Source organism: Streptomyces jumonjinensis, from assembly GCF_009600885.1.
Lineage (GTDB): Bacteria > Actinomycetota > Actinomycetes > Streptomycetales > Streptomycetaceae > Streptomyces > Streptomyces jumonjinensis.
On the sequence record NZ_VCLA01000080.1, the window covers coordinates 1 to 23240 of the forward strand.

General features: G+C 72.2%; 22 protein-coding genes. 8 read left to right on the top strand and 14 right to left on the bottom strand.

The annotated features are described in order from the left end of the window. Positions 1-750: acyl-CoA dehydrogenase family protein (locus tag FF041_RS09720; protein WP_194291981.1), on the bottom strand; the 750-nt coding region annotated here is incomplete at its 3' end. Between the two features lie 186 nt (positions 751-936). Between FF041_RS09720 and FF041_RS09725 the strand changes: the two genes are divergently transcribed. Continuing rightward, positions 937-2106, top strand: coding sequence for a thiolase C-terminal domain-containing protein (locus FF041_RS09725; protein WP_153522064.1), 1170 nt, complete (start codon positions 937-939; stop codon positions 2104-2106). Positions 2107-2188: 82 nt separating this feature from the next. Here the strand turns inward: FF041_RS09725 and FF041_RS09730 are convergent, their stop codons facing one another. Beyond that, the gene (locus FF041_RS09730) at positions 2189-2770 is read right to left on the bottom strand and encodes a TetR/AcrR family transcriptional regulator (RefSeq protein ID WP_153522066.1); all 582 of its coding nucleotides are present in this window, start codon (positions 2768-2770) and stop codon (positions 2189-2191) included. A 108-nt stretch (positions 2771-2878) separates the two neighbouring features. On the opposite strand from FF041_RS09730, the gene FF041_RS09735 reads away from it, so the two are divergent. Further along, positions 2879-3676 carry a pyridoxine/pyridoxamine 5'-phosphate oxidase gene (locus FF041_RS09735; RefSeq protein ID WP_153522068.1) on the top strand — a complete coding sequence of 266 codons (798 nt, stop codon included), beginning with the start codon at positions 2879-2881 and terminating at the stop codon, positions 3674-3676. 56 nt (positions 3677-3732) lie between these two features. Here FF041_RS09735 and FF041_RS09740 read toward each other — a convergent pair whose 3' ends face one another. After that, on the bottom strand, positions 3733-4149 hold the full coding sequence (locus FF041_RS09740; protein WP_153522070.1) for a Zn-ribbon domain-containing OB-fold protein: 417 nt from the start codon (positions 4147-4149) through the stop codon (positions 3733-3735). After that, positions 4149-4598: a DoxX family membrane protein gene (locus FF041_RS09745; protein WP_153486367.1), complete on the bottom strand. Its 450-nt coding sequence runs from the start codon at positions 4596-4598 to the stop codon at positions 4149-4151. Before FF041_RS09745 ends, FF041_RS09740 begins: the two co-directional genes overlap by 1 nt. Before the next feature lie 198 nt (positions 4599-4796). On the opposite strand from FF041_RS09745, the gene FF041_RS09750 reads away from it, so the two are divergent. The 3 genes from FF041_RS09750 (at position 4797) to FF041_RS09760 (ending at position 9973) form a co-directional block, all read left to right on the top strand. Further along, positions 4797-5990, top strand: a complete 1194-nt coding sequence (locus FF041_RS09750) for a flavin-containing monooxygenase (RefSeq protein ID WP_153522072.1) — start codon at positions 4797-4799, stop codon at positions 5988-5990. Between the two features lie 864 nt (positions 5991-6854). Next, positions 6855-9086, top strand: a complete 2232-nt coding sequence (locus FF041_RS09755; protein WP_153522074.1) for an acetate--CoA ligase family protein — start codon at positions 6855-6857, stop codon at positions 9084-9086. A gap of 164 nt (positions 9087-9250) precedes the next feature. Continuing rightward, positions 9251-9973: an enoyl-CoA hydratase/isomerase family protein gene (locus tag FF041_RS09760; RefSeq protein ID WP_407698131.1), complete on the top strand. Its 723-nt coding sequence runs from the start codon at positions 9251-9253 to the stop codon at positions 9971-9973. On the opposite strand, the gene FF041_RS09765 is transcribed toward FF041_RS09760, so the two are convergent. From FF041_RS09765 to FF041_RS09775, 3 genes are all read right to left on the bottom strand, one after another. Further along, positions 9970-10815, bottom strand: a complete 846-nt coding sequence (locus tag FF041_RS09765) for an isocitrate lyase/PEP mutase family protein (protein WP_407698130.1) — start codon at positions 10813-10815, stop codon at positions 9970-9972. The genes FF041_RS09760 and FF041_RS09765 overlap by 4 nt on opposite strands. Before the next feature lie 91 nt (positions 10816-10906). Then, the gene (locus tag FF041_RS09770) at positions 10907-11338 is read right to left on the bottom strand and encodes a hypothetical protein (RefSeq protein ID WP_153522079.1); all 432 of its coding nucleotides are present in this window, start codon (positions 11336-11338) and stop codon (positions 10907-10909) included. A 369-nt stretch (positions 11339-11707) separates the two neighbouring features. After that, positions 11708-12583, bottom strand: a complete 876-nt coding sequence (locus tag FF041_RS09775) for a hypothetical protein (RefSeq protein WP_153522081.1) — start codon at positions 12581-12583, stop codon at positions 11708-11710. A gap of 85 nt (positions 12584-12668) precedes the next feature. Here FF041_RS09775 and FF041_RS09780 point away from each other — a divergent pair, with 85 nt between their 5' ends. Further along, positions 12669-13262, top strand: coding sequence for a flavin reductase family protein (locus tag FF041_RS09780; RefSeq protein ID WP_228388116.1), 594 nt, complete (start codon positions 12669-12671; stop codon positions 13260-13262). Positions 13263-13371: 109 nt separating this feature from the next. Here the strand turns inward: FF041_RS09780 and FF041_RS09785 are convergent, their stop codons facing one another. Both FF041_RS09785 and FF041_RS09790 read right to left on the bottom strand, forming a co-directional pair. Continuing rightward, positions 13372-13710, bottom strand: coding sequence for a hypothetical protein (locus FF041_RS09785; RefSeq protein WP_153522085.1), 339 nt, complete (start codon positions 13708-13710; stop codon positions 13372-13374). Then, positions 13710-14288, bottom strand: a complete 579-nt coding sequence (locus FF041_RS09790; protein WP_153522087.1) for an ATP-binding protein — start codon at positions 14286-14288, stop codon at positions 13710-13712. Before FF041_RS09790 ends, FF041_RS09785 begins: the two co-directional genes overlap by 1 nt. Positions 14289-14425: 137 nt before the next feature. On the opposite strand from FF041_RS09790, the gene FF041_RS09795 reads away from it, so the two are divergent. After that, complete coding sequence (locus tag FF041_RS09795; protein ID WP_323391541.1) at positions 14426-15877, top strand: DNA-binding protein; 1452 nt, start codon at positions 14426-14428, stop codon at positions 15875-15877. Here FF041_RS09795 and FF041_RS09800 read toward each other — a convergent pair whose 3' ends face one another. The 3 genes from FF041_RS09800 to FF041_RS09810 all read right to left on the bottom strand — a co-directional run bounded on the left by FF041_RS09800 (position 15878) and on the right by FF041_RS09810 (position 19758). Then, positions 15878-16891: an NAD-dependent epimerase/dehydratase family protein gene (locus tag FF041_RS09800; RefSeq protein WP_153522089.1), complete on the bottom strand. Its 1014-nt coding sequence runs from the start codon at positions 16889-16891 to the stop codon at positions 15878-15880. An 80-nt stretch (positions 16892-16971) separates the two neighbouring features. Further along, on the bottom strand, positions 16972-18327 hold the full coding sequence (locus tag FF041_RS09805; protein ID WP_323391543.1) for a tetratricopeptide repeat protein: 1356 nt from the start codon (positions 18325-18327) through the stop codon (positions 16972-16974). Positions 18328-18408: 81 nt separating this feature from the next. After that, entirely contained in the window at positions 18409-19758 is a 1350-nt protein-coding gene (locus tag FF041_RS09810; RefSeq protein WP_153522091.1) for an MFS transporter, read from the bottom strand. A gap of 38 nt (positions 19759-19796) precedes the next feature. Here FF041_RS09810 and FF041_RS09815 point away from each other — a divergent pair, with 38 nt between their 5' ends. Beyond that, a complete protein-coding gene (locus FF041_RS09815) occupies positions 19797-20786 on the top strand; it encodes a GlxA family transcriptional regulator (protein WP_153522093.1) in 990 nt (329 codons plus the stop codon). 76 nt (positions 20787-20862) lie between these two features. Here FF041_RS09815 and FF041_RS09820 read toward each other — a convergent pair whose 3' ends face one another. Together FF041_RS09820 and FF041_RS09825 are read right to left on the bottom strand one after the other, a co-directional pair. Next, positions 20863-21912: an alcohol dehydrogenase catalytic domain-containing protein gene (locus tag FF041_RS09820; RefSeq protein WP_153522095.1), complete on the bottom strand. Its 1050-nt coding sequence runs from the start codon at positions 21910-21912 to the stop codon at positions 20863-20865. Next, the gene (locus FF041_RS09825) at positions 21909-23030 is read right to left on the bottom strand and encodes an acyl-CoA dehydrogenase family protein (RefSeq protein ID WP_153522097.1); all 1122 of its coding nucleotides are present in this window, start codon (positions 23028-23030) and stop codon (positions 21909-21911) included. Before FF041_RS09825 ends, FF041_RS09820 begins: the two co-directional genes overlap by 4 nt. Positions 23031-23240 lie beyond the last annotated feature (210 nt).

Genomic DNA, 23240 nt, shown 5'->3' on the forward strand with positions numbered 1-23240 from the left:
GTCGCCGCCGTCGTCGCCCAGGAGCTCGGCGGCGCAGTCGCGCAGTTGTACGCGGGCCTGCGGCCGGGTCTCGTCCAGCGCGGTCAGCCGGGTACGGGTGAGCCCCGCCGCCCCCGCCCGGACCAGGAACAGCAGGGTCCGGCCGCGCGGGAAGCCGCCGGTGCGGGCGGCCACCAGCAGCAGCCCGGCGCTGTGGCCGTCGAGCACCTGCCCGGCCTCCCCGTACAGCAGCCACCCGCCGTCCGGCGCGGGCCGTGCCTGGACGCCGCCGGACCGGCCGCCGCCCGCCCACTCCCCCGGCGCGTTGTCGTCGATCAGCCCCAGCGCGACCGCGAGGCCGCCCGGGACGGCGAGTGCGCAGGTCAGCGCCGAGCCCGCGATATCCGGCAGCAGCGCATCGCGCTGGGCGGCGGTGCCGAGCGCGATGATCAGCGGGGTGACCAGCCCCGAGGTCGCCAGCAGCGGTGAGGGCAGCAGGACCCGACCGGTCTCCTCGCAGGCCAGGGCGAGTTCGACGAGACCGCAGCCCACTCCCCCGTACGCCTCGGGGACGGCGAGGCCGGGCAGGCCCAGCTCCCCGGAGAGCCGGTCCCACAGCCGGGGGTCGTAGCCGTGCGCGGTCGCGGCGGCGGCTCTGACCCGGTCCGGGCCGCAGTGTTCGGCCAGCAGCCGGCGCAGGGTGCGGCGGATCTGGTCCTGTTCGGGGGTGAGGCCGGTGCGCGCGGTGAGAGCGGGAAGGGCGGTGACCATGGGAGTCCCTTCGATCTGACGGGCCGTCATGTTAGGGCGGCGGCGGGCAGATGCCCAGAGGCGTGCGCACCCGCCCGGCGCACCGGGGCGCACGCCGTGGGCGCGATCCGTCCGGGACCGGCGGCTGACGCACGCCGTGGGCGCGATCCGTCCGGCATCCGCTCCATCTGATGTACCGTCAGATACATGTCTGCCACCTCCCGCAAGGTCGCTGTCGCCGGCATAGCCCTCTCCGACTGCGGACGCGTCGACGGACCCACCCCCTACACCCTGCACGCCCAGGCGGCCCGTCGCGCGCTCGCCGACTCCGGCCTCGAACGCTCCGTCGTGGACGGCTTCGGCTCGGCCGGGCTCGGCACTCTCGCGCCCATCGAGGCCGCCGAGTATCTGGGGCTCCGGCCCCGCTGGGTGGACTCCACCGCCGTGGGCGGCGCGACCTGGGAGGTCATGGCCGCCCATGCCGCCGACGCCATCGCCGCCGGGCACGCCAACGCCGTACTGCTCGTCTACGGCTCCACCGCCCGCGCCGACATCAGAGCGGGACGGCGCACCGCCGGTCTCGCTCTCGGCGGCCGGGGCCCGCTCCAGTTCGAAGCGCCGTACGGTCACACGCTGATCGCCAAGTACGCGATGGCCGCCCGCCGCCATATGCACGAGTACGGGACCACGCTGGAGCAGCTCGCCGCCGTCGCCGTCCAGGCGCGGGCGCACGCGGCGGGCAATCCGGACGCGATGTTCCGCTCCCCGGTCACCGTGGACGACGTCCTCGGCGGGCCGATGATCGCGGACCCGTTCACCCGGCTGCACTGCTGCATCCGCAGCGACGGGGGCTGTGCGGTGCTGCTGGTGGCGGAGGACTACGTTCCGGATATCGCGACGGCCCCGGTGTGGATTCTCGGCACCGGGGAGTACGTCTCCCACGCCGCCATGTCCGAGTGGGAGGACTTCACCGTCTCCCCGGCGGCGGTCTCGGGCAGGCTCGCCTTCGGCCGCGCGGGCGTCCGTCCCGCCGAGATGGACATCGCCGAGATCTACGACGCCTTCACCTATATGACCCTGGTGACGCTGGAGGATCTCGGCTTCTGCGCCAAGGGCGAGGGGGGCGCGTTCGTGGAGAACGGGCGGATCGGGCCGGGCGGCGCGCTGCCCGTGAACACCGACGGGGGCGGGCTCGCCGCCTGCCATCCAGGGATGCGCGGGCTGTTCCTGCTGGTCGAGGCGGTACGCCAGCTGCGCGGCGAGGCGGGCGGACACCAGGCCCACCGCCCGGACGGCACCCTGCCCCGACTGGCGGTGGCCTCGGGCACCGGCGGCTGGTTCTGCTCTTCGGGGACGGTGGTGCTGGGGCGGGAGTGAGTCCGGGGATGTACGGGCGCGGGCTCGGGGCGTACCGGCTCAGGGGGCGGGCTCGGGGCGTACCGGCTCAGGGCGTACCGGCTCAGGAGGCGTCCGGTGGGAGCAGGCGCTCCACCAAGGCGGTGATCAGATCTCCGGCGTCCTCCTCCGGGAACACCTCGGGCAGCGTCAGCCGCTCCACCACCAGCCAGTTGACCGCCAGGTAGATCATTCTGACCGCGTCCGCGTCACCGGGCAGCCCGGCGGCCAGATGCCCGGCGACATTCCCCGCCACATCCTCCTTGACCCGCTCGGTCAGCAGTGCGCGCAGCGCGGGGCGGCGGGTGGCCTCCAGGCGCAGTTCGAGAAGGGCGAGATACCCCGCACGGAAGGAGGTGACCCGCCGCACCACCTCCCGGACGAGCCGCGCGGTGTGCTCCCGGGTCGCCGGGCCCTCGCTCATGGCCCGGAGCACGGCCTCGTCCGGGCGCAGCCGTTCGTAGATCCGGACGCCGGACTGGTTGAGGAGGTCGTCGCGGTTGGCGAAGTAGTTGGAGGCGGTGCCCTTGGGCACGGCGGCCTCGGCGTCGACGGCGCGGAAGGTCAGTCCGCGCGCGCCGTCCCGGGCCAGCACCTCGATGGCCGCGTCCACCAGCGCGGCGCGGCGGGCCAGGTTCTGTCGCATCGGACGCCTGCCGTCTCTGTCGTCTCCGTCGTCTTCGCCGACGGTCTTCGTCAGCGGTTTAACCACTATAAGCGCAGTACTACACGGTGAGTGGTGTTCACTGGGCGAATGGACAACGACCGCCAGGAAAGCCGGGGAAGCCAGGGCAGCGAGCGCAGCGCGGGCAGCCGGGACGGCTCCGCCCCGGGTCGGGGCCGCGCCGTGCCGCACCCGCCACGGGATCCGTTCCACGCCCATGAAGCCTTCCTCGTACTGCTGCGGGCCCAGCGCGTCTGGGACATCGACCTCCCGTCCTTCGATCCGGCCACCGCCCCCGGCGCCCCGCTGCCGCTCTTCCAGCAGTGGTTCGCCGAGGCGGTCGCGGCGGGCCAGCCCGAGCCGCACACCATGACGCTCGCCACCGTGGACGACGACGACCGGCCCGATGTCCGGACCCTGATGCTCCATGACGCCGACGCGCACGGCTGGCACTTCGCCTCCCACTCCACCAGCGCGAAAGGCCGGCAGCTGGCCGCCCACCCCGATGCGGCGCTCGGCTTCTACTGGGCCGCGCAGGGGCGGCAGATCCGGGTGCGGGGCCCCGTGACACCGGCGGGCCCCACGGAGAGCCTGGCGGATCTGCACGCCCGCTCGACCGGCGCGCTGGCCGCCGCGCTCACCGGCGCGCAGAGCGAGGTCCTCGGCTCACGCGCGGAGCTGGCGCACGCCTCGGCGGTGGCCTGGGAGCGGGCGCGGACCGAGCCGGCCGCTTCGGCGCCGACCTGGACGCGGTATGTGCTGGAGCCCCGCGAGGTCGAGTTCTTCCAGGGCGACGCCTGGCGGCAGCACGTCCGGCTGCGCTACCGCCGCGCGACGGGTTCCGTCCAGGGCGGTGACGGCTGGGTGCGCGAGCTGCTCTGGCCCTGAGCCGCGCCAGCGTGGGGGCGCGCGGGGACCGGGGCCGTACCGGCGGGCAAGCGCGGTCAGCGCCTCCGTACCGCCGGGCGGAACAGCGGTATCGCGATGCCGTCCCCCTCCGTGCGGAAGGCGACCTCCAGCGCCATCCCGATGACCGGCGTCCCCTCCGCGCCCCCCACGAGCTCGGTCATCATCCGGGGCCCTTCGTCCAGATCGACGACGGCGGCGGTGTACGGCACCCGCGCGTCGAACGGCGGCAGATCGTTACGGTGGACGACGGACCAGGTGTAGAGGACGGCCCGGCCGCTCGCCGTCTCCCAGTCGACGTCCTCGCTCCAGCAGTACGGACAGAACTCGCGCGGATAGTGGTGCGCCCTGGCACAGGCCAGGCAGCGCCGGATGAGCAGCACCCCCCGTCCGGCCGCGTCCCAGAACGGCCGGGTGAACGCGTCGATCTCGGGGGCGGCGGGCGGGACGGCCATCAGAAGAGTCCGATCGCGTGGTCGAGGGACCAGGTCTGCCAGGACATCGCGAAGAGGGCGACCAGGGAGATCAGCGCCATCATGGCGTTCTGCCCCTGCTCGGCCCAGTCGTGGATCATCAGAACGAGATAGATCAGATTGAGCAGCAGCCCGCCGATCAGGGCGACGGGGGTCAGAAACCCGGAGATCAGGCCGAGGCCCAGCGCGAGTTCGGCGTAGACGACGACGTACGCCATCAGCTTCGGCCGTGGCTGGACCACCGTCCGGAAGCCGTCCCGCACCAGGGCCCAGCGGTGCCTGCCCGCCACATCCGCCGCCCAGGCGATGCCGGTCCCGCGCTCGAACCAGCCCTTGCGGTCCTTGTGCCGCCAGCTCTCCAGCCACCACAGACCGAGCCCGATCCGGAGAACGGCGAGCCATTCGGCCCCGGTGAGCCAGACGGTCTCCATTCCGACCTCCCGATGCGCGGATCACTTCTCTGACGGTACGTCAGTTCAGCGGATGGGGTCGCCTCGCGCAAGAGGTGTGCACGATCGATCAACTTCCCTACGGATGTGATCGGAAGGCGCTGCCGCGTAATCGATTCGGTACCTATTTCCGTCGTGGTCGAGACCCATCGAGTTGACCGATCAGTAGGCTCACGCCCCATGGCCGGTGAAAAGGGCAGAGGCGGGAAGAGCGGCACGAGGCGGCGGCCCGGCCTCACCGGCGACCGGACGGACGACCGGCCCGTCTATGTCATCGGCGGCGGCCCCGGCGGTCTGGCCGTGGCGGCGGCGCTGCGCGGCCGGGGCGTACGGGCCGTGATCCTGGAACGATCCGACGCGGTGGGCGACTCCTGGCGGCGGCATTACGACCGGCTCCGGCTGCACACCACCCGGCGTCTCTCGGCGCTGCCGGGGCTCGCCATGCCCCGCTCCTTCGGGCGCTGGGTGTCCCGCGACGACATGGTCCGCTATCTGGAGAAGTACGCCGAGTTCCATGAGCTGGAGATCGTCACCGGCGTCGAGGTCACCCGTATCGAGACCGCCGGCGCGGACTGGCTGCTGCACGCGACGGGCGGACGCCGGATGACCGGGCGCGCGGTGGTGGTGGCGACCGGCTACAACCACACCCCGAGGCTGCCCGACTGGCCGGGCGGCGACGCCTACACCGGGGAACTGCTGCACGCGGCCGAGTACCGCTCCCCTGCCCCGTACCGGGACCGGGACGTGCTGGTCGTCGGCGTCGGCAACACCGGGGCCGAGATCGCGGTCGACCTGACGGAGGGCGGGGCGGCCCGGGTGCGCCTCGCGGTGCGCACGCCCCCGCACATCGTCCGCCGCTCCACGGCGGGCTGGCCCGCGCAGCGGTCGGCCGTGCTGGTCCGCAGGCTGCCGACCCGGCTGGTCGACGGAGTCTCCCGGATCCAGGCGCGGTTACTGCTCCCGGACCTGAGCGCCCATGGGCTGCCGCGCCCCCGGAAGGGGCTGTACTCGCGGGTCCGGGAAGGGGCGATCCCCGTGCAGGACGCGGGGCTGATCGACGCGGTCCGCAGGGGGCGGGTCGAGCCGGTCGCGGCGCTGGAGTCGTTCGACGCGGACACGGCGGTCCTGGCGGACGGGAGCCGGATCACCCCGGACACGGTGATAGCGGCAACGGGGTACCGGCGGGCGCTGGAGGGGATGATCGGGCACCTCGGGGTGCTCGACGCGCGAGGGCGGCCGGTGGTCCATGGGGGACGCACTCCGAAGCAGGCACCGGGGCTGTACTTCACCGGCTTCACCAACCCGATCAGCGGGACGCTCCGGGAGCTGGGGCGGGACGCCCACCGGATAGCGAAGGCGCTCGCCCGGGGGTGAGCGGGGTGCCGCTGGGCGCGGTGCGGTGGGGGCTGGGGTGCGGTGTGCTGGGGTCCGTGGTCCGCTCCGGGGGCTTCGGGGTGGGCTGGGCGCGGTGGGTCAAGGTCCGTGGTCCGCTCCGGGGGCTTCGGGGTGGGCTGGGCGCGGTGTGCTGGGGCCGGGGTCCGCTCCGGGGTGGTGCCGGGACTCATGATTTACGGCGCGTTTCCAGTCCCTGTTTGATGGCGGGCCTCCTTTGCGCCACAAAATCACGTTTTACGTCCCGGCACCACCCCTGCGTGGCCCCCTCCCCTGAGACCCCTCAACCCACCCAACCCGGGTTCCGGGCAGCCTCAGCAAACCCAGCCCGTCCGGCGTTTGAGGACGGACCCCGCACCCCGGGACCCCGCACACTCCGCCCCGGCAAACCCAGAGGGCCAAAATCAGCCCCTCCGGCGATTGAGGAGCGGGGGTTCGGGGGCTGGCCCCCGACAAGGACCCGACGCCCGGCGGGGCAGTTCCGGGGCGCTGGGGGCGTGGGGCTGAGAATCCGCCCCCGAAAGGCTTCCGGTCGACGCCCTACGCGCCCAACTCCCTTGATAGCGTGGGCTCTCCATCCGTGATCACCTCGATACCGGGGGTAGCGATGACATTCAGCGAAGAGCCGCCGGGCGGCGCCGGGGATGCGTACGGGACCGAGGGGCGGACTCACTGACGGCCGCGTCGCATCCGGCCGGGCCGCGCACCGCGAGGCGCCGCCTGGCCGCAGACGGGCCGGGGCCGTCGCGGACGCCTTCCCCGTACGACACCTTCCTGACAGCCAGTCAGCTAAGTAATCTGACTGAGCGTCAGCTATTAGTCAACGAGCAGGAGCGGGGCTCAGCGATGCTTGGATCTACTCACGGCACCCTCACCTCCGACCTCCGCGCACGCGTCGTCGCCTGCGGGGAGCACCCCCGTGATGCCATCCACGACACCGCGTCGATCACCGCGACCGAGGGGGACATCGATGTCAGCGGGCGGTCCTTGTACGCGCCCGTGCCCGATCTCGACCGGTTCTTCCGGCCGCGTTCCATCGCCGTCGTCGGGGCGTCCGACGGGGAGGGGAGGCCCAATACCGGGATCACCCGGCAGCTGATCGACTGGGCCGAGCGGGTCGGAGCGCGGCTCCACCCCGTGCACCCCACCCGTGAGACCGTCTTCGGACTGCCCTGCGCGGCCTCCGTGGGGGCGCTCTCCGAGCAGGTCGATCTCGCCGTGCTCCTGGTCGGCGATCCGCTGCCCGTCATCGGGGAACTCGCCGAGGCCAAGGTCCCCTTCGCCGTCGCCTTCGCCTCCGGATACGCCGAGACCGGCGAGGAGGGCGCACAGGCGCAGCGGCGGCTGGCCGCCGCCGTGGAGCGGGCGGGGGTGCGGCTGCTGGGGCCCAACACCAATCTCAACGCCTTCGAGAGGTTCCGCGACGATCTGGACGGCCCCGCCATCGCCCTGATCACCCAGTCCGGGCACCAGGGGCGGCCGGTCTTCACCCTCCAGGAGCTGGGCGTACGGCTCTCGCACTGGGCCCCCACCGGCAATGAGGCCGATCTGGAGACCGCCGACTTCATCTCGTACTTCGCCGAGCGGCCCGAGGTCGGGGCCATCGCCTGTTATGTCGAGGGGCTCAAGGACGGCCGCTCCTTTCTGCTCGCCGCCGACCGCGCGGCCCGGCGCGGGGTGCCGGTCGTCGCCGTCAAGGTCGGGCGCACCGAGACCGGAGCGCGTACGGCCGCCTCGCACACCGGCAAGCTCACCGGGGCGGACCAGGTGGTGGACGCGGCGATGCGGCAGTACGGAGTGATCCGCGTCGATGGTCTCGATGAGCTCCAGGACACCTCGGCCCTGCTGGCGCGCGCCCGGAAACCGCTGGCCGGCGGGGTCGCCGTCTACTCCATCTCCGGCGGCACCGGGGCCCACTTCGCCGATCTCGCCGCCGCCGCCGGGCTGCCGCTGCCCCGGCTCTCCGAGGCCAAGCAGAGCGAGCTGCATCAATGGATCCCCGAGTATCTGAGCGTCGCCAACCCCATCGACAACGGCGGTCACCCGGTGGGCGACTGGCGCGGGCGGAAGATCATCGACGCGCTGCTCGCGGACCCCGGGATCGGGGTGCTGATCTGCCCGATCACCGGCCCCTTCCCGCCGATGAGCGACCGGCTGGCCCAGGATCTGGTGGACGCCGCCGAGACCACCGACAAGCTGGTGTGCGTGGTGTGGGGGTCGCCGCTCGGCACCGAGGCGGCCTATCGGGAGACCCTGCTGGGCTCGTCCCGGGTCGCCACCTTCCGCACCTTCGGCAACTGCGTCACCGCCGTACGCGCCTATCTCGACCACCACCGCTTCACCAGCGACTACCGCTCCCCCTTCGACGAGGCCCCGCGCACCCTCTCACCCTCCTTCCGTAAGGCGCAGGCCCTGATGCGCCCCGGCCGGCAGCTCAGCGAGCACGCGGCGAAGCAGCTGCTGCGCGCGTACGGCATCCGGGTGCCGCGCGAGCAGCTGGTGACCAGCGCGGCGGCGGCGGTGCGGGCAGCGGCGCTGGTGGGCTACCCCGTGGTGATGAAGGCGTCCGGCACCCGGCTCGCCCATAAGACCGAACTCGGCCTGGTCAAGGTCGGTCTCACCTCCGCCAGCCAGGTCCGGGACGCCTATCGCGAGCTCACCGACACCGTGCGCTACGAGGACATCGATCTGGACGGCGTCCTGGTCTGCCAGATGGTGGAGCGCGGTGTGGAGATGGTCGTCGGCGTCGCCCAGGACGCGCTGTTCGGGCCCACGGTCACGGTGGGGCTGGGCGGGGTGCTGGTGGAGGTGCTCCGGGACACGGCCGTACGCGTCCCTCCGTTCGGCGAGGGCCAGGCGCGGGCGATGCTGGACGAACTGCGCGGGCGTGCGCTGCTCGACGGGGTACGGGGCGGGCCGCCGATGGATGTGGATGCGCTGGTCGAGGTGGTGCTGCGGGTCCAGCGGATGGCGCTGGAGCTGGGGGGCGAGCTCTCCGAGCTGGACGTCAACCCGCTGATGGTGCTGCCGCGCGGGCAGGGGGCGGTGGCGCTGGACGCGCTGGCGGTGTGCCGGTGAACCGCTCCGAGGGCCCCGAATCCGCTCCTCCCCGGTCCGGCTCCGGGTCGGCGGGCTCTCGCTCTCCCGGTTCCCGGCCTCCCGGCGCTCCTGGCCACGGCGACCAGGTGCTGGACCGCACCCGTGACGGCGTCCGCTGGATCACCCTCAACCGTCCCGAGGTCATGAACGCCGTCACCTGGGACCAGCGCGAGCGGATCATCGCCCTGCTCGCGGACGCCTCCGAGGACCCCGCCGTCCGGTCGGTGGTCCTCACCGCCACCGGTAAGGGATTCTGCGCGGGCGCGGATCTTCGCGGGGGGCCCGCCGCCGTCCGGGAGCCCGTCGCGGGCGATGTGAGCCGGACGATCCGGCGCGGGGCCCAGCGGCTGATCGCCGCCGTACTGGACTGCGAGAAACCGGTGATCGCGGCGGTGAACGGCACCGCCGCCGGGATCGGCGCGCATCTCGCCTTCGCCTGCGATCTGGTGCTGGCGGCCGAGGAGGCCCGGTTCATCGAGGTGTTCGTACGCCGTGGTCTGGTCCCGGACGGCGGCGGGGCGTATCTGCTCCCCCGGCTGATCGGGGCCCAGCGCACCAAAGAGCTGATGTTCTTCGGCGACGCCCTCCCGGCCGCCGACGCCGCACGCATCGGGCTGGTCAACCGGGTCGTACCGGCGGCCGAGCTGGAGCGGACGGCCCGGGAGTGGGCCGAGCGGCTGGCCCGGGGGCCGACCCGGGCACTGGCGCTCACCAAGCAGTTGGTGAACGCGTCGCTGGAGTCGGACCGGGCGACGGCGTTCGCGTCGGAGGCCATGGCCCAGGAGCTGAACATGACGACGCGGGACGCCCAGGAAGGGGTGGCGAGCTTCGTGGAGCGGCGGAGCCCCGAGTACCGGGGGCGCTAGGGAGTGTCGGGAGCGTCGGGGGTGTCCGCCAGGAGCAGGGCGTTGAGGGCGGCGTAGGCGAATCCGCCGTCGAGGGCGGTCGCCGTGCCCTGGGTCAGCAGTTCGCGGGCGGCCCGTCCGGCCAGCCCGTACGCCGCCTCGGCGATCGACGAGCCCGCGCTGACGCGGGCCGCCCCCGCCTCGGCGAGCTCGGACACGGACAGCGTCCCGGGGCCCACCGCGACGTTCACGGGCAGGCACGACGCGGCGGCCAGGTTCTTGACCGTCCCGGCGTCCAGCGCGCCGAGGACGAAGATCCCGTCCGCTCCGGCCTCGGCGTAGGCGTGGGCCCGGGTCAGCGTCTCCTCCAGCCACGCCGTACGGTCGCCGGGCGGCAGACGGTGGGTGTCGATGCGGGCGTTGACGAACAGCGGGATCCCGGCCTCGTCCGCCGCGCCGCGCGCCGCCGCGATCCGTTCGGACTGCTCGGCGACGGGACGCAGGGTGTCCTCCAGGTTGACGCCTACGGCCCCGGCCGCCAGCACGCCCCGTACGGTCTCGGCCACCCCGGCCGGGTCGGCGGCGTAACCGCGTTCGATGTCGGCGCTGACCGGGACGGCGACGGCCGCCGTGATGCGGGCGAGCGCGGCGAGCGCCTGGTCACGGCCGAGATGGTCGCCGTCGCCGTGGCCGAGCGACCATGCGACGCCCGCGCTGGTGGTCGCGACCGCGAGAGCGCCGGAGTCCGCGACCACGCGCGCCGAGGCGGCGTCCCACGCGTTGGGCAGGATCACCGGCCTGCCGGGAGTGTGGAGTGAGCGGAACAGCCGGGCCTTGTCGAGGAGTGTCGCCATGGACGGCATTCCACCATGAGCGCAGGCCGGGCGGCCGGGAGTTTCTCCCCGGCCGCGGCGACGGCTGGTACTGCAATCACAGGTGTGTGTGATTGCAGCACTAGAAGACGCGGGTCGTCGACCACGTCGCCTGACTCGACGGGTGGTTCAGGTCGAAGGTGATGCCGGAGAGCCGTCTGTCGGCGCCCAGTTGGCCGGTGTATCTGCCTCTGGCTCCGTTCGACCAGCTCAGGTTGAAGCTGATGGACGTTCCGTCCACCACCGCGCCGTACTCGATCGTTGCGGAGGTGCTGCCGTGGTACGCGCTGCCGTAGAGCCGCCCGCTGCTGTCCTGCGTCATATTGACCGTGACCACCTGTCTGTTGCTCTGGTAGATCTGCCAGGTGCCGCCGGCGTAGAAGCCGGGTGCGAGGGCGATCGCACCCGGTGCGGCCGAGGGTGCGGCGGGTGCGGCCCCGGCCGCAGGGGCGAGGGCAAGGCCGCTGACGGCCAGGGCGAGGGCAAGGCCGGCCTTGGCGAGTTTGGTGCGCATGGGCGATCCCTTCGTCGACGCTTTCCAGGTCGGGAGAACTGCTGCCACACGTGCAAGAGGCCCGAGAGCGATGAGGAGAGCCGGGCCGAAGCGAGTATGTCCGCGCTCAGGGGCGCAGGGCGACGCTCGTTCCGGCCAAAGGCGCGGCCGTCCCCCACGGCGCCGCCGGGGCGGCGGGGCGGCAGGGCGGCCGTCGGGACCGGCAACAGTCGGCGGGGCCGGCGTTCAGTCGCGGGTACGCATCACCGGTCCCCGGCGCTCGTATTCCAGCAGGTACTCCACATCGGTTGCCGCCTTCGCCCCGATCTCACGCTCCGGCAGCCACAGCGCGGCGTGGACGCCGGAACTGACTCCGCTTCCGCAGACCAGCTAGCCGTCGCCGCCCTGCCGGGTGAGGATGACGAGGTCCCCGGCGTCGGGGTCGCCGAGGAAGACGGAGAGCTCGGGGCGTTTCTCCGTACCGCCGATCAGCCAGGCGATCTCGCCGCCGCAGTCGCCCGTGCCGAGAAGGATCTCGTCCCGGTGGCCGCTGGTGTCCAGGGACCAGCGGCCGGCGCCGTCGCAGAGGGAGTCGTCGGCGGCGGCGGGCACATCGGCGAAGGCGGCCCGGCCGTCCGCGCCGAGGCTGAGCCGTGCGTCGCCGGGGCCCGCCCACTCCCCGGCCAGCTCGGCGGCGGTCAGCTCCGGCGGCTCGTACTCCTTCAGCACGCCCGCCTTCGTGGCGAGGGCCAGCAGGGCGACGGTCGCGGGAACGAGCAGCGCGGTCGCCGCCGCCGTCCACCGCCAGACCCTCCGTACGGGCTCCGTACGCCGGCGGGCTCGGTCGACGGCCAGCATCGGCGGTACGGCCCCGGCGGCGATCCAGGCCCAGGCGACGGGATATCCCGCGCCGAGCCAGGCCCACGGGAGGGCGTGGACAGCGGCGAACACGGCGGTGAGCAGGGCCCGCCACCCCCACTCCGGGCCGCGCGCCCGCCGGGCCGCCCAGGGGGCGATCGCCGCGACCGGCAGGGGGAGGAGGACCGCGTACAGCAGCCCCGCGACCGGGAGCACCAAGGGGCTCGCCACCAGGAGGCAGAGCCAGCCCAGCACGGGCTGAGCGATGCCGTGGTCGTCGCGGGCGATCGTCGTCGTGATCAGCCAGGCCGTACCGGCGACCGCGATCTGCACGGTGCTGACCGCCGTGGCCAGGGTGGTGTCCTGGGGAGACCAGCGCGGTATGCGGGATGACCAGATATGTCGCATACCGCCGATGCTATTCCCGGGACTTTCCGCCGACGGCGGCCAGGGCTTCCTATCTGACGATCCGTCAGTTTCAATGGTCGGTGTGATGGGACACGCAGCCATGGCCGCCACCGCCGTCCGCTATCTCCGGTGCCACACCGGAGCGCCGTCCGGCGCGGCCCCGTGCCCCGCGCTGCGCGCCGTCCGCGAGGACGAGCGGCTGCCGCTCGACCCGGCGGAGTTCCGGCGGGTGCTCGGGACCTTCCCCACCGGCGTCGCCGTCATCACCGCCGACGACGGAAGCGGCCCGGCCGGCTTCGCCTGCCAGTCGTTCTCGTCGCTGTCGCTCGATCCGCCGCTGGCGGTCTTCATGGTGGGCCGCACCTCGACGACCTGGCCGCGCATCGCCCGCGCCGGGGTGTTCTGCGCCAACGTCCTGGGCGAGAACCAGGGCGAACTCTGCCGCAACTTCGCGGCCAGCGGCACCGACAAGTTCGCCGGAGTGCCCCACCGCCCGTCCCCGGCCACCGGTTCGCCACTGCTGGCGGGCGCACCGGCCTGGGTGGACTGCACCATCCAGCAGGTGCACACCGGCGGCGACCATCTGATCGTCGTGGGGCGCGTCGAGGCCCTCGACACGGTGGGGGCGGGGGAGCCGCTGGTCTTTCACCGGGGGGTGTTTCGCCGGCTGGTGCCGTGACCCGCCCGCGCCCGGGACACGGTCCGGCATCCGACCGGGCCGCCCGCGCCGCATCCCGCCGTGCGCCCCAGCAGCTCCAGCACGCACCCCGGCCGTCTGCCGCCAGGAGTCACCCGTCTCGCCCCTCGGCCGCGACCCGCTCCAGGACCGTCAGCGCCGTGGTCATCAGCCGGGGAACCATGACCATGTCCGGCCAGATGTCCCGGGTGCCCGGTCTTCGGGTCGGTCGCCCGGGCTCGATGCGTACGCGTCCGTCCGGAAGGAGCTCGGCCCGGCTCTGGAGACAACCCTGCGGGATGTCGGCCGCAGCCTCCGGGCACGGGTCCGGACCCATGGCGGGCCCCGGGCGGGGCCGGGTGGCCTCCGTCCCGTACGGGATATGACCAGGGGTGCGGGCCTTCCGCTCGCGAACCTCGCCCAATTCACCCCGGATCTCACCCTTGAACATCACTCACCGCCGGGGATGGCCAGGACACACCAGGTGAGGGCCCCGTCGGGCGAGATACCCCAGTCGTCGGCGAGCGCGTCGACCAAGGCCAGGCCGCGCCCGCTCTCCGACAGATCGGCGGCATCAACGGTCGGGGGCACGGCGGGGCGCGGGGCCGGGTTCAGCGGGCCGCCGTTGCCCACCTCCATACGGACGCACTGGCCGGCGCACCACACATGGACCCTGAATTCACCGTTCGTATCCGTCCCGTGCTGAAGGGTGTTGGCGACGAGTTCGGAGACCAGTAGTTCTGCCGTCTCGGTGATACCGACGCCGATCCCCCACTGGTTGAGATGTGCCCGTACGATTCGCCGCAACTGGCCGGGGAGTCGCAGATCCCGGTCCGTCATCGGCTCGCCGGGGTTCGCGGTTCGGCGCAGAGTCACTTCGAAACCGTCCGCCTCCTGACCTGAGGCGACGGCCTGTTGAGGCGTCACCGGGCCGACGGGGGCGAGGGCGGCGATCCCCGTAGCAGCCCGCGTGCCGTGGGTGTCGGAGTGCACGGCCACCACGTGGGCGTGGGAGATGTGATGTCTCACGGGAATACCTGCTTCCGCGTCTGTGGCCGATTCGGCACGCTCAGTGACGGTGCCGCTCAGGGTCGCCCCATCGCAGGTGACTCCGCCATGCCCCAGCGAGTGGCCTTCCGGACTCTTCCGAGTGACAGGAATGGCGCGTGGGTAGCTTTGAAGTGGCTTCTATTCGCGCCCTGTTGCCCTGTGGTGGGCGAGTGGTATTTCCTTCGTCGAGAAAGGTCGCCCAAGCGCCTACGCTCGAAAGGTTCGGAGGTGAGAGCGATTTGCGGCATCCACCGAAGACGCTACTGAAGGTGCTGGTGGACCAGCGCAAGTGGCGCTACACGGATTTCGAAAGAACGTTCAACGCCACGGCCGCAAAACTGTTCGGAAAAGGGACACGGAATCCGACCGTGGGCGAAACCCAGTTCCGGCGCTGGACGGGCGGCAAACTCAAGGGCTATCCGGGACCTGATACCTGCCGTGCCCTGGAAGCGATGTTCGATGTTCCGGTCGCGGATCTCTTCGCGCCGCCCCCTGTCGCCGCAGACCCCGGCGTCCATACATTCACGATGGAAGACGAGATCGCCATGACCGCACGCGAAGCCCAGGATGACGCCGGAGCCATCGCTTCCGTATCCATTTCCGACACCATCATCGACCAGCTCCGTGACGACGCGGTATCACTCGCACGGGAATATCACGAGCGGCCGGTTTTCGAGATGTGGCGCAGGGCTCAGCGTCTACGAAGGGAGATGGAGGAGCAGCGAGACCTGACAAGGGTTCCCGCTCAGGAACAGGAACTACTCGTTCTGTCAGGGCAATCGGTCGCGCTCCTCGCCGTGGCCGCATTCGATCTCGGTTCCCTCGCCGGGGCGCGGCGTCTTGCCCGTACGGCGGCTCTGTACGGGGAAAGCGCTCGGTTCGAACCACTGATCGCCTATGCCGAAGGCTGCCTCGCCTATATCGCCTACTTCTCGGCCGAGCCCTCCCGCGCCCTCTCCCTCGCGCATCGCGCGCTCACCCGGGGTGGACTGGGAGATGTCGCGACGCGCCGGCTCCGGGCCATCGAGGGACGCGCCCACGCTCATCTCGGCGACACGGTGTCCGCGCGGCGTGCCATCCGGCTGTCCCAGGAGGACGGGTACGGTCACCGCGACGATCTGCACGACGGCGTCGGAGGAGAATTCGGCTTCACCGCCGAGCGGCTGGCCATGTCCAACAGTTCCACCGCGCTGCTCATCGGCGACGGAGTGCAGGCCGAAGCCGCCGCCCGCCAGGCCCTCACCTTGATTCAAACGCGCCCGTCCGGCAGCCGGTCGGCGGCCGTACTGGGCTCCGCAGCCGCCGACCTCGCCCTGGCACGCCTCATGTCGGATGACGTCGATGGTGCGGCCGTGGCCCTGGAACCCCTGTGGACCGTACCCGGAGAGCAGCGGGCGACCGGACTGCTGACGCGTGCGGCCCGCCTTCGCCGGCTGCTCTCCCAGCCGCGCTTCCACGGCTCGCCCCTGCCTGCCGAGCTCAGCGAGCGGATCGAGACCTTCATCCAGTCGTCAGCGGCCCGGCAGATAGGCGGCGGGCTGCCGGAGGTCCTCGCGCTCGAAGCCTGATCAGAGGGAGGCGAGAATCTTCGCCTCCTTCTCCGGGGCGATGCCGTGCTCCGCCCATCGCGGGTGGTCCACGGGACGCCCGTCCGCCGCCAGCCATGCCCAGGTGTCCCGGATGGTGTCGGCCACCGGTCGGCAGCGCAGCCCGGCCGACACCGCGCGGCGGGAGTCCACGGACCACACACCCGCGTGCGTGCGCCACAGCGGCAGCTCGGTCCATTGCTCGACCGCCTGCTCCGCCAGCACCCCCGGCTCCACCCAGACCGGCTTTCCGGCGCCGCCCGTCGTATCGAGGCACACAGCCACGAAGTCCTCGAATGTGATGCCCTCCGGATGCGCCACGTTGTAGCTGCCGCCCCCGTCGCCCGCAGCCTGCTGGAGTGCGAACTCGGCGACGTCACGCACGTCCACCGGCTGAATGCGGCGGCCCGCCGGACGCGGAGCGACAAAGCGCCCGCCCCGCGCGGCGCGACGCAGCCACCAGGGAAGCCGGCCCACATACTCACCAGGCCCCAGGATCACCCCGGGGCGCAGAAAGACAGCCCGAGCGCCGAGAGCCTCACTGACCGCTCGTTCGCCTCCTGCCTTCTGGAAGCCGTAGACGGTCGGGCTGCCGTCCTCACCGGTGTAGCCGTAGGTCCCGTCCGCGTCGGCGGGGCATTCCAGAAGAGCCGAATCCTCCGTCAGGCGCTCGTGCGGCCAGCCCGCGTACACCGAGACGGTGGAGATGTGCACCCATCGCGCGGTCTGATCGCGCAGCGCCGAAGTGGCCAGCAGCACCTCCCTGGGCGCGAGATCCGTGCTGGAGGTGTCGATCACAACATCCCAGGGGCCGTGCCCGGCGAGCCTGCGAACATCCCCGACGGCCGTACGGTCCCCACGCACCGCCACGGCACCAGGCGCGTCGGATCCGGAACGGCCCCGGTTGAACGTCGTCACCTCCCAGCCACGGGCGAGCGCCCGATCCACCAGATGCCTGCCGAGGAACCACGTGCCGCCCAGAATCAAAAGCCTCATGACCAGATCCTGCCGCCCTATCCGCGTCCAGCAAGGTCACACCGGGCAACCATCAGGTGCCTCAGCGGATTGCCGGGACCTCAAGCGAACGCCGCCCGCGCAGAGCGCGCGAGTTCGGCGGCTCCTGGCACCCCGCGCCGTTGATAGACCGCGAGCGTGGGGCGGAGCGAACTGATGGCCTTGCGGGTGCGCTCGGAGGACATGCCTTCCATGAGGTTGAGGGCCTGGCTCCAGGCTGAGACCGCTTCGTCAGCGCGCGCCTGGGCGGCGAGGCTGTCGCCGAGATCGGCGTAGGTGAGGGCATGGACACGCTTGTACTTCTCCGGGTCCCAGCGGGTGAGCGCGTCCCGGTGCTGTTGTTCCGTGCCGATGAAATCCTTCATTTCGGTGAGCGCCCTGGCGGTGTGGCTGGCCACCGTGCCGACGGCCGGGCCGCTGACACGGGAGTACTCCGGCTGTGGACCATCGGCGCGAAGGAGCGCGTCTTCGGCGGCCAGCAGAGCGCGGGTGGCACGGGTCCGCTCGCCGACAGCGGCACATGCGCGGGCATGGGTGATGTGGAGAAGCGCCTCGGTCTGACCGTCCACACGCCCGAGCCCGCGGGTGAGCGCGCTTTCGATGAGGTCCACGCAGTGGTGTGACTGCTTGAGCTTCAGGGCTTGGAGAGCCAGGGAGCGCATCATCCAGGCGGCGTGACCGTACGGGTCGGCTTCGCAGGCGAGGCGGTACCCGACCTGGTAGTAGCGCTGTGCCGCGTCCGCCTGGCCGAGGTCGTGGTGTTTCCAGCCCGCCAGATACGCCAGCTCCGCGACCGCGCCGAAGGCGTCTTCGCGTACTGCTTCGGAAGAGAAACGCGCACGCAGCATGGGTGCGGCCGTGTCCGCGAGATAGGCGGTGACGGTGGTGAGGCCGTGACCGCCGCCCAATCGCTCGTCAGCGGCACTGAATGCCGCAGTAATCCCACGTACGACCCCGATATCGGCCGCACCCACCACGACCCGCCCCGTACGGGCACGGAGCATCCGGGCCGTCGCCTCATGGTCATAGGCCGGCGGCATGACAACACCCGCCGTGGTGAACGCGGCGACTGCCAGGAAGCGGCGGCGCTCGACATCCGCTCGCCCCGGGTCGGTTGCGGCGCTCACCGGATCACGACCGTCCATGGCCGGTTCCTCGGGAGCGCGCAGACCGATCTCCACCGGGGTGACGACACGGCCCGAGCGGCGGGAGAGCGCCTCGGCGAGATACTGACCGGTCCGCCCGGAGGGCGCCCTGCTGCCGCCGGCCCAGTGGGATATGGCGGACTTGTTCGTCTGGACGGTCTCGCCGTTCTCGGCGGCGATACGCCGGACGTCTCCGGCGAGCGCCTCGTAGGTACAGCCCTGGGATTCAATGACCTCACGCAGACGCGAGTCGGACTGTTTCGTGACGGCCACGGTCGCCTCCGATCCAGAGCTGTAAACAGCGCATACCGCTTGGCCCCGCCCATACCGTACCCACTTTGCGTGACCGGTCGCTCACTTCTCAGCGAAAGGGCTGACGGCCGCCAGGCCGGCAGCCGGATCCGCCCCGGGCTCCGCGACCGGGGCCGGCGGCAGTGGGCGGGCCCTGATCACCAGGGCCAGCAGGGCCGCCACCGCGCACAGGGCCCCGGAGGCGTACCAGACCACGTCGTACGAGCCGAAGACATCGCGCGCCACGCCGCCCGCGAAGGCGACGATCGCCGCGCCCACCTGGTGGGAGGCGAGGACCCAGCCGAAGACGATGGCGCTGTCGTCGCCGTAGTGCTCGCGGCAGAGGGCGATCGTCGGTGGGACGGTGGCCACCCAGTCCAGTCCGTAGAAGACGATGAAGAAGATCATCGGGAGCTCGACCGAGGGGGCCAGCAGCATCGGCAGGAAGAGCAGGCTCACACCCCGCAGCGCGTAGTACACCGCCAGCAGTCTGCGGGTGTCGAAGCGGTCGGTGAACCAGCCCGAGGCGATGGTGCCGATCACATCGAAGACGCCGATGACCGCCAGCAGCGAGGCCGCCGTCGTGACCGCCATGCCATCGTCGTGGGCCGCGGGCACGAAGTGGGTCTTCACCAGGCCGTTGGTCGACGCGCCGCAGATGGCGAAGGTCCCGGCGAGCAGCCAGAACGGGCCGGTGCGCGCCGCCCGGAGGAGGACCGTCACCGCGCGGCGGGCCGCGCCCGGCACCGGGGCCGGCTTGGGCGTGAACTCCTTCGCGCCGTAGGCCGCGAGGCCCACATCGGCCGGGTGGTCGCGCAGCAGCAGCCAGACGAAGGGGACGACGGCCAGCGCGGAGAGCGCGACGGTGATCGCGGCCGGACGCCAGCCGTGGTCCTCCACCAGCCAGGAGAGCAGCGGCAGGAAGAGCAGCTGCCCGGAGGCCCCGGCGGCGGTCAGGATGCCGGTGACCAGCCCCCGCCGTTCGGCGAACCAGCGGTTGGTGACGGTCGCGGCGAACGCCAGCGCCATCGAGCCGCTGCCGAGCCCGACGAGCACGCCCCAGTAGAGGACCATCTGCCAGGGCTCGGTCATCACCACGGTCAGCGCCGAGCCCGCCGCGATCACCGTGAGGGCCACGGCGACCACCCGGCGTATGCCGAAGCGGTCCATCAGCGCCGCGGCGAACGGCGCGGTCAGCCCGTACAGCGCGAGATTGACCGAGACCGCGAAGCCGATCGCGCCGCGCGACCAGTCGAACTCCCCTTGCAGCGGGTCGATGAGCAGCCCGGGGAGGGAGGCGAAGGCGGCGGCGCCGATGATCGTCACAAAGGTGACGGCGGCGACGGACCAGGCACGGTGGATACGGAGAGAGGCGATCACGCTGTTCAGCATCCGGGGAGCGGTCCCCGTCATCGAGTGGCCCGAAGGACACCTTTCGCTAGGATCGGGCCATGCCATCCGAACGCACCAGCCGTGCCCACCGGGTCGTCGTTCTGGCGCTCCCCGGGGTCATCCCCTTTGAGCTGAGCATTCCGCACCGGATCTTCGGCCGGGCCTTCTCCCCGGCGGGCGACCCGCTCTACACGGTCGTCACCTGCACCTCCGTACCCGGTCTTGTGCCCACCGAGGCCGACTTCGAGGTGTATGTGGAACACGGCCCCGAGACCCTCGCCACCGCCGACACCGTGCTCGTCCCGGCCGCGTACGAGCCCGATGTCCTCTTCCGCGACGGACGGCTCCCCGGCCCGCTCGCCGAGATCTTCGCGCGGATCCGGCCGGGGACCCGGATGGCGTCCATCTGCACCGGCGGTTTCTATCTCGCCGCGGCCGGATATCTCGACGGGCGGCCCGCCACCACCCACTGGAGCTGGGCCGAGCGCTTCCAGCGGCTGTTCCCCTCCGTCCGGGTCGATCCGGATGTGCTGTACGTGGACGACGGGGACGTGCTGACCTCAGCGGGCGTCGCGGCCGGAATCGACCTCTGTCTGCATCTGGTACGCCGTGACCACGGCTCGGCGATCGCCAACGACGTGGCCCGGCGCAGTGTGGTGCCTCCGCACCGGGACGGCGGGCAGGCGCAGTACGTCCGCCGGCCGGTGCCCGAGCCGCAGCTGGCGACCACCTCGGCCGCGCGCGGCTGGGCGCTGGGGCGGCTGCACCAGCCGATTCAGCTACGGGATCTGGCCGAGCAGGAGTCGATGAGCGTACGGACCTTCACCCGCCGCTTCCGGGAGGAGGTCGGGGTGAGCCCGGGGCAGTGGCTGACCCAGCAGCGGGTGGAGCGGGCCCGGCAGCTGCTGGAGTCCACGGATCTGTCGGTGGACGAGGTGGCGCGGAGCGCCGGGTTCGGTACGGCGCAGTCGATGCGGCAGCATCTCCAGTCGGCGCTGGGGGTGCCGCCGACGACCTACCGCCGCACCTTCCGGGCCGACAGAGCCTGAGGGCCGGCAGAGCCTGAGGGCCGGCAGAGCCTCAAAGCCCGCAGGACCTGAGGGCCCGCAGACCGGAAGGGGGTTGCTAGAACGTGAGCACCCCCCGCGCCAGCCGCCCCTGACGGGCGTCCTCCGCCGCCTTCGCGAAGTCCTCCACCGGATACACCCCGGTGATCAGCTCGTCCAGCAGCAGCTCTCCGCGCCGGTAGAGGTCCGCGTACAGCGCGATGTCGTGCTGCGGCCGGGAGGAGCCGTAACGGCAGCCCAGAATGGACTTGTCGAGGAACATGGCCGCGGGCGGGAAGGACGCCTCCGCCGTCGGCGGGACCATCCCCAGCAGGATCGCCTGCCCGCCCCGGTCGAGCAGCTCGACCGCCTGCCGGATCAGTGCGGTGCTCCCGACGCACTCGAAGACATGGTCCGCCCCGGTCGGCAGCGCCTGCCGCACATCCGCCGCCGAGGTCAGGAACTCGGTCGCGCCGAAGCGCCGGGCGAGCTCCTCCTTCGCCGGGCTCAAGTCCACGGCGACGATCGTCCGCGCGCCCGCGATCCGCGCGCCCTGGAGGACATTGAGCCCGACGCCGCCCGCGCCGATGACGACGACGCTCTCACCCCGGCCGGTCCGCGCCCGGTTCAGCACGGCCCCGACCCCGGTCAGCACCGCGCATCCCAGCAGCGCGGCGGAGCTCAGCGGAATGTCCCGCGGAATCCGCACCGCCTGGACCGCGCGGACGATGGTGCGTTCCGCGAAGGCGGAGTTGGCGGCGAACTGGAAGAGCTGCTCGCCGCCCCGGCGGAACGGCCGGCCGGGTCTGCCGATCGCCTTGCGGCACATGGTGGGACGGCCCCGGTCGCAGTCGGCGCAGGCACCGCAGTTGGCGAGCGTGGAGAGCGCCACATGGTCGCCGGGCACGATATGGCCCACCCCGGGCCCCACCGCCTCGACCACCCCCGCGCCCTCATGCCCGAGCACCACCGGAACCGGAAACGGAATGGTGCCGTCGAGCACCGACAGATCGCTGTGGCAGAGTCCGGCCGCGGCGATGGCGACCAGCACCTCACCCGGGCCCGGATCGCGTATCTCCAGATCACCGACGACCCGGGCGTGCTCGCCGTCGAAGACGACACCTCTCATCGTGGCTCCCTCGACAGGCCGAGCACCCGCTCGGCGATGATCTCGCGCTGGATCTCGTCCGAACCGCCGTAGATGGTGTCGGCCCGGGAGAAGAGGAACATCCGCTGGACGGGGTCGAGTTCATAGGGCCGGTGCTCGCTCCAGTCGTACGGGCCGGTCGCGGCGACCGGCCCCCGTACGGCCATCGCCAGCTCCCCCAGCCGCTGATGCCACCCCGCCCACAGCAGTTTGGCGACGCTGGGTGCGCCCGTGTCCCCGCCGCCGCCCAGGGTGCGCAGCGCGTTCCAGCGCATGGTCCGCAGCTCGGCCCACTGGCGTACGAGACGGTCCCTGAGGACGGGGTCGCCAGCCGCCCCGCTCGCGACGGCGGTCCGCACCACCTCCGCCAGCTCCTCCGCGAAACCGATCTGCTGTACGAGGGTGGACACGCCGCGCTCCAGGGCGAGCAGGCTCATGGCGACGCGCCAGCCGTTGCCCTCGCCGCCGACGAGATGGGCGGCGAGGGCGCGGGCTCCGTCGAAGAAGACCTCGTTGAACTCGCTGGTCCCGGTCATCTGGCGGATGGGGCGTATCTCGATCAGACCGGGCTGGTCCATGGGGATGAGCAGAAACGAGAGGCCGCGGTGGCGGGCGGCGCCGGGGTCGGTGCGGACCAGCGCGAAGCACCAGTTCGCCTCATGGGCGAACGAGGTCCAGATCTTCTGCCCGGTGACCCGGTAGCCGTCGCCGTCCCGGACGGCGGCCGTGGCGACCCCGGCCAGATCGGATCCGGCGCCGGGTTCGCTGTAGCCCTGGCACCAGATCTCCTCGCCCCGGGCGACGGGCCCGAGGAAACGCGCCTTCTGCTCCGGGGAGCCATGGGCGATGAGGGTGGGCCCCAGAAGGTTCTCGCCGATATGGCCGAGCCGGGCGGGGGCGCGGGAGCGGGCGTACTCCTCGGCCCAGACGATCTGCTGGGCAAGGGTGGCGGTGCGGTTGCCGTAGCCGGGTTCGGGCCAGCCGAGGCCGATCCAGCCGCCCTCGCCGAGGCGGCGCTCCCACTCCCGGGGGGCGGGGGGCTCGTCGCCGAGATGCGCCTGTAGCCAGGCGCGGGACTCGGCGCGGAAGCTGTCGTCCATGTGTTGCCTGCCTTTTCTGTCGGTGCGAGTCCTTGCCAGGGGGCGGGTCTGGTGTAAGGGCCGCCCTGCCCGGCGTCGGGCCCTCGTCGGGGGCCAGCCCCCGAACCCCCGCTCCTCAATCGCCGGAGGGGCTGGATTTTGCTCGCCTCAATCTCCCCGACCCCCACGGGGCTGGGTTTGCCGGGGGCGGAGTGTGCGGGGTCCCGGGGT

What these genes read in the sequence shown, in the direction of transcription:
- FF041_RS09760 (WP_407698131.1), top strand. Translation starts at nt 9,251, where the DNA reads ATGAACGCCGTCACCTGGGACCAGCGCGAGCGGATCATCGCCCTGCTC.
- FF041_RS09780 (WP_228388116.1), top strand. Translation starts at nt 12,669, where the DNA reads ATGGGACACGCAGCCATGGCCGCCACCGCCGTCCGCTATCTCCGGTGC.
- FF041_RS09755 (WP_153522074.1), top strand. Translation starts at nt 6,855, where the DNA reads ATGCTTGGATCTACTCACGGCACCCTCACCTCCGACCTCCGCGCACGC.
- FF041_RS09820 (WP_153522095.1), bottom strand. Translation starts at nt 21,912, where the DNA reads ATGAGAGGTGTCGTCTTCGACGGCGAGCACGCCCGGGTCGTCGGTGAT.
- FF041_RS09785 (WP_153522085.1), bottom strand. Translation starts at nt 13,710, where the DNA reads ATGTTCAAGGGTGAGATCCGGGGTGAATTGGGCGAGGTTCGCGAGCGG.
- FF041_RS09745 (WP_153486367.1), bottom strand. Translation starts at nt 4,598, where the DNA reads ATGGAGACCGTCTGGCTCACCGGGGCCGAATGGCTCGCCGTTCTCCGG.
- FF041_RS09800 (WP_153522089.1), bottom strand. Translation starts at nt 16,891, where the DNA reads ATGAGGCTTTTGATTCTGGGCGGCACGTGGTTCCTCGGCAGGCATCTG.
- FF041_RS09770 (WP_153522079.1), bottom strand. Translation starts at nt 11,338, where the DNA reads ATGCGCACCAAACTCGCCAAGGCCGGCCTTGCCCTCGCCCTGGCCGTC.
- FF041_RS09765 (WP_407698130.1), bottom strand. Translation starts at nt 10,815, where the DNA reads ATGCCGTCCATGGCGACACTCCTCGACAAGGCCCGGCTGTTCCGCTCA.
- FF041_RS09730 (WP_153522066.1), bottom strand. Translation starts at nt 2,770, where the DNA reads ATGCGACAGAACCTGGCCCGCCGCGCCGCGCTGGTGGACGCGGCCATC.
- FF041_RS09735 (WP_153522068.1), top strand. Translation starts at nt 2,879, where the DNA reads ATGGACAACGACCGCCAGGAAAGCCGGGGAAGCCAGGGCAGCGAGCGC.
- FF041_RS09750 (WP_153522072.1), top strand. Translation starts at nt 4,797, where the DNA reads ATGGCCGGTGAAAAGGGCAGAGGCGGGAAGAGCGGCACGAGGCGGCGG.
- FF041_RS09775 (WP_153522081.1), bottom strand. Translation starts at nt 12,583, where the DNA reads ATGCGACATATCTGGTCATCCCGCATACCGCGCTGGTCTCCCCAGGAC.
- FF041_RS09810 (WP_153522091.1), bottom strand. Translation starts at nt 19,758, where the DNA reads ATGACGGGGACCGCTCCCCGGATGCTGAACAGCGTGATCGCCTCTCTC.
- FF041_RS09825 (WP_153522097.1), bottom strand. Translation starts at nt 23,030, where the DNA reads ATGGACGACAGCTTCCGCGCCGAGTCCCGCGCCTGGCTACAGGCGCAT.
- FF041_RS09740 (WP_153522070.1), bottom strand. Translation starts at nt 4,149, where the DNA reads ATGGCCGTCCCGCCCGCCGCCCCCGAGATCGACGCGTTCACCCGGCCG.
- FF041_RS09725 (WP_153522064.1), top strand. Translation starts at nt 937, where the DNA reads ATGTCTGCCACCTCCCGCAAGGTCGCTGTCGCCGGCATAGCCCTCTCC.
- FF041_RS09815 (WP_153522093.1), top strand. Translation starts at nt 19,797, where the DNA reads ATGCCATCCGAACGCACCAGCCGTGCCCACCGGGTCGTCGTTCTGGCG.